This window comes from Clostridium sp. UBA7791 (genome assembly GCF_002480755.1).
GTDB lineage: Bacteria > Bacillota > Clostridia > Clostridiales > Clostridiaceae > Clostridium_J > Clostridium_J sulfidigenes.
This window is the reverse complement of record NZ_DLCT01000005.1, coordinates 1,333,095-1,335,822: the sequence shown is the minus strand read 5'-3', so window position 1 is coordinate 1,335,822 and position 2,728 is coordinate 1,333,095. Positions and strand designations below refer to the sequence as shown.

3 protein-coding genes are annotated in these 2,728 nt (G+C 29.1%); all 3 read left to right on the top strand.

Annotated elements, in window-relative coordinates; translation table 11 throughout:
• Window positions 1-103: 103 nt before the first annotated feature.
• Complete coding sequence (locus B3Z56_RS11785; protein ID WP_346878825.1) at window positions 104-898, top strand: M15 family metallopeptidase; 795 nt, start codon at window positions 104-106, stop codon at window positions 896-898.
• A gap of 21 nt (window positions 899-919) precedes the next feature.
• Window positions 920-1,699, top strand: a complete 780-nt coding sequence (locus tag B3Z56_RS11780; RefSeq protein ID WP_346878824.1) for an N-acetylmuramoyl-L-alanine amidase — start codon at window positions 920-922, stop codon at window positions 1,697-1,699.
• Between the two features lie 70 nt (window positions 1,700-1,769).
• Window positions 1,770-2,651, top strand: coding sequence for a delta-lactam-biosynthetic de-N-acetylase (pdaA, locus tag B3Z56_RS11775; RefSeq protein ID WP_346876212.1), 882 nt, complete (start codon window positions 1,770-1,772; stop codon window positions 2,649-2,651).
• Window positions 2,652-2,728 lie beyond the last annotated feature (77 nt).

Sequence of the window (2,728 nt, the reverse complement as noted above, 5' to 3'; positions counted from 1 at the left end):
TCATGATTATAGTTTTTTTACAAAGTATGCAACTTTGATGGAAAAATGATATAGTTTTTAAACATTCCTTTTATATTATAGATTCATAGAAGGAGTGATTTACATGAATAAAACATCTAAAGATAAAAGAGTATCAAGAAAGAGAAAGAGAAAAAGAAATTTAATTTTAATATATTGCATAGTTTTTTTCACATTTTCTACATTGGTTTTCAAAATTTCAAAAAATGCTGTTACTAAAGTACGGGAATCCGCTAGTATGTTAGCACTCGGAAATAAAACTCAATCCAATTTATCTAATCAAGAAAATTTAAAAGAAAAAAACAATCTATCTTCACAAGATAAAAAAAGTTGGAACTTAATTTTAGCAAATCCCTCAACAGCTTTACCAGAAGACTTTAGTGTAGATTTGGCACAACTTAGCAATGGCCACCAGATTGATAGTCGTGCATATAATGACTTACAAAATATGATGGATGATGCACGTAAGGAAGGCTTAGCTCCTATGATTTGCTCTTCTTATAGAACTATGGATTTTCAACAACAGATATTTAATCAAGAGGTTAGTAAATATATGGGACAAAATTATTCTCAAGAAGAAGCTAAAAAGAAGGCTGCTCAATGGGTAGCAATACCAGGAACAAGTGAACACCAAACTGGACTTGCATTAGATATTGTTTCATCTAGTTATCAGTTACTAAATAAGGAACAGGAAAATACACCGGAGCAAAAGTGGTTAATAGAAAACTCTTATAAATATGGATTTATATTAAGATATCCCTCTGATAAAACTAATATTACTGGAATAGAGTATGAACCTTGGCATTATAGATATGTAGGAAAAGAAACAGCAAAAGAAATTACTGAAAGAGGAATTTGTCTAGAGGAATATTTAAAATAAAGATTGATTAGAGGTGTATTTATGGGAGAAAAAAATGTGAAAAGTGAATATACATATAAAGTTAATAGTAGTAAATATAAAAAAAATAGAAAGAAACGTAATTTTAAAGTCATAGGTATTATCCTAATAGTTTTTGTTGTCATTGGAATTAAACAGTTAAACATCTTCAAAAGTGATGCTATCACATTAGTCGGAAGTAAAGACACTAAAACACAAGAAGTCCTAAAGTATCCTGATAGACCTATAGTTTGTATTGATGCTGGTCATGGAGGCTATGACGTTGGAACTATGACAGACTCTAGTATATATGAAAAAGATATTACAATAAAGGTAGCCCTTGAAATCGGTAAAATATTAGAGGAAAATCAGATAAATGTTGTTTACACAAGAACCAGTGATGAAGTTCCATGGCCCAGTAATGAAAGTGATGATCTTCTTAAACGTATAGATATATCAAATTCAAAAAATGCCGATGTATTTGTATCTATACATTGTAATTCCTTTGAAGATTCAAGTGTTAAAGGTGTAGAAAGCTGGTGTAGATTTCCAAGTAGTGAAGGGGAATCCTTAGCAAAGAATATTCAAAATAAATTAGCAAGTGTTAACTATACTACAGATAGAAGAATAAAATATGAGTCTGACAGTGAAATTAAGGTAATTAGACTAAATAATGCTGTTTCCACATTAGTTGAGCTAGGATACTTAACTAATGACTCTGATACTGAATTTCTCTTGTCAACACAGGGACAAGCTAAGTGTGCAAAAGCCATCGCTGATGGAATTCTAGAGTATATTTCTTAAACTTTTATATTATATAAGTCTCTGTTTTGTTATGTGTTTATAAATTTATAAAGAAATGGTAGGTGATGAAATGAATAAGAAGGTAAACATAATAATTTTAATAGCTCTATTAATTATAGTATTTATTGGAATACTTGAGTATGAAATAAGTGAAAATGCATCAATAAAAAGTGATTATACAACTGAGGAAGAAATTAATCAAGAAACTACTACTGCTAATGAGAAAAAGGATTCTTTAAATAAAATAATTAATACCTCATCTTTAGATAATGAAAAAACAGCTTGGTGGTTTAATCCAAATAAAGATCATACAACACCTGGAATAAATGACAATTTAAATTATGACTTACATGAATATGATGCTCATTATGTTATGGATACAGATAGAAAAGTATTGCATTTAACTTTTGATGTAGGTTACGAAAATGGATATACTTCTCAAATATTAGATATTCTTAAAGTTAATGATGTAAAGGCAACGTTTTTTGCTACACTTCCTTATTTAAATGAGAATCCTAAAATCATTAAAAGGATGGTAGATGAAGGCCATAGGGTAGGAAATCATACAAGTAGTCATTTATCCATGCCCTCCTTAGCTGATGATGAAAAAAAATTTATCGAAGAAATTAAGGATGTTGAAAATAAATTTAAAGACATTACTGGTAAGGATATTCCACCATATTTTAGACCACCTATGGGGGAATATTCCCAAAAGTCTTTAGCTATGACTAAAAATTTAGGATATAAGTCTATATTTTGGAGTTTTGCTTACGCTGATTGGGACCCTAATAATCAACCTAACCCAATAGAAGCAAAGAAAATAATTCTAAATGGACTCCATAATGGAGCAATATTACTTATTCATGCAGTATCTAAAACTAATACTGAAATACTGGATTCAGTTATAAAAGACGTCAAAAATCAAGGGTACGAGTTTGAATTATTATATTAATTTAACTCTTGATAATTAGTGAGATTTTCTTTATTTAATAAGTGAATAATCCATTAAAGAAAAACAGATAGAAAATA

Bases quoted from the DNA above. Each gene is read 5' to 3' on its own strand.
- pdaA (WP_346876212.1), top strand. From the start codon at position 1,770: ATGAATAAGAAGGTAAACATAATAATTTTAATAGCTCTATTAATTATA.
- B3Z56_RS11780 (WP_346878824.1), top strand. From the start codon at position 920: ATGGGAGAAAAAAATGTGAAAAGTGAATATACATATAAAGTTAATAGT.
- B3Z56_RS11785 (WP_346878825.1), top strand. From the start codon at position 104: ATGAATAAAACATCTAAAGATAAAAGAGTATCAAGAAAGAGAAAGAGA.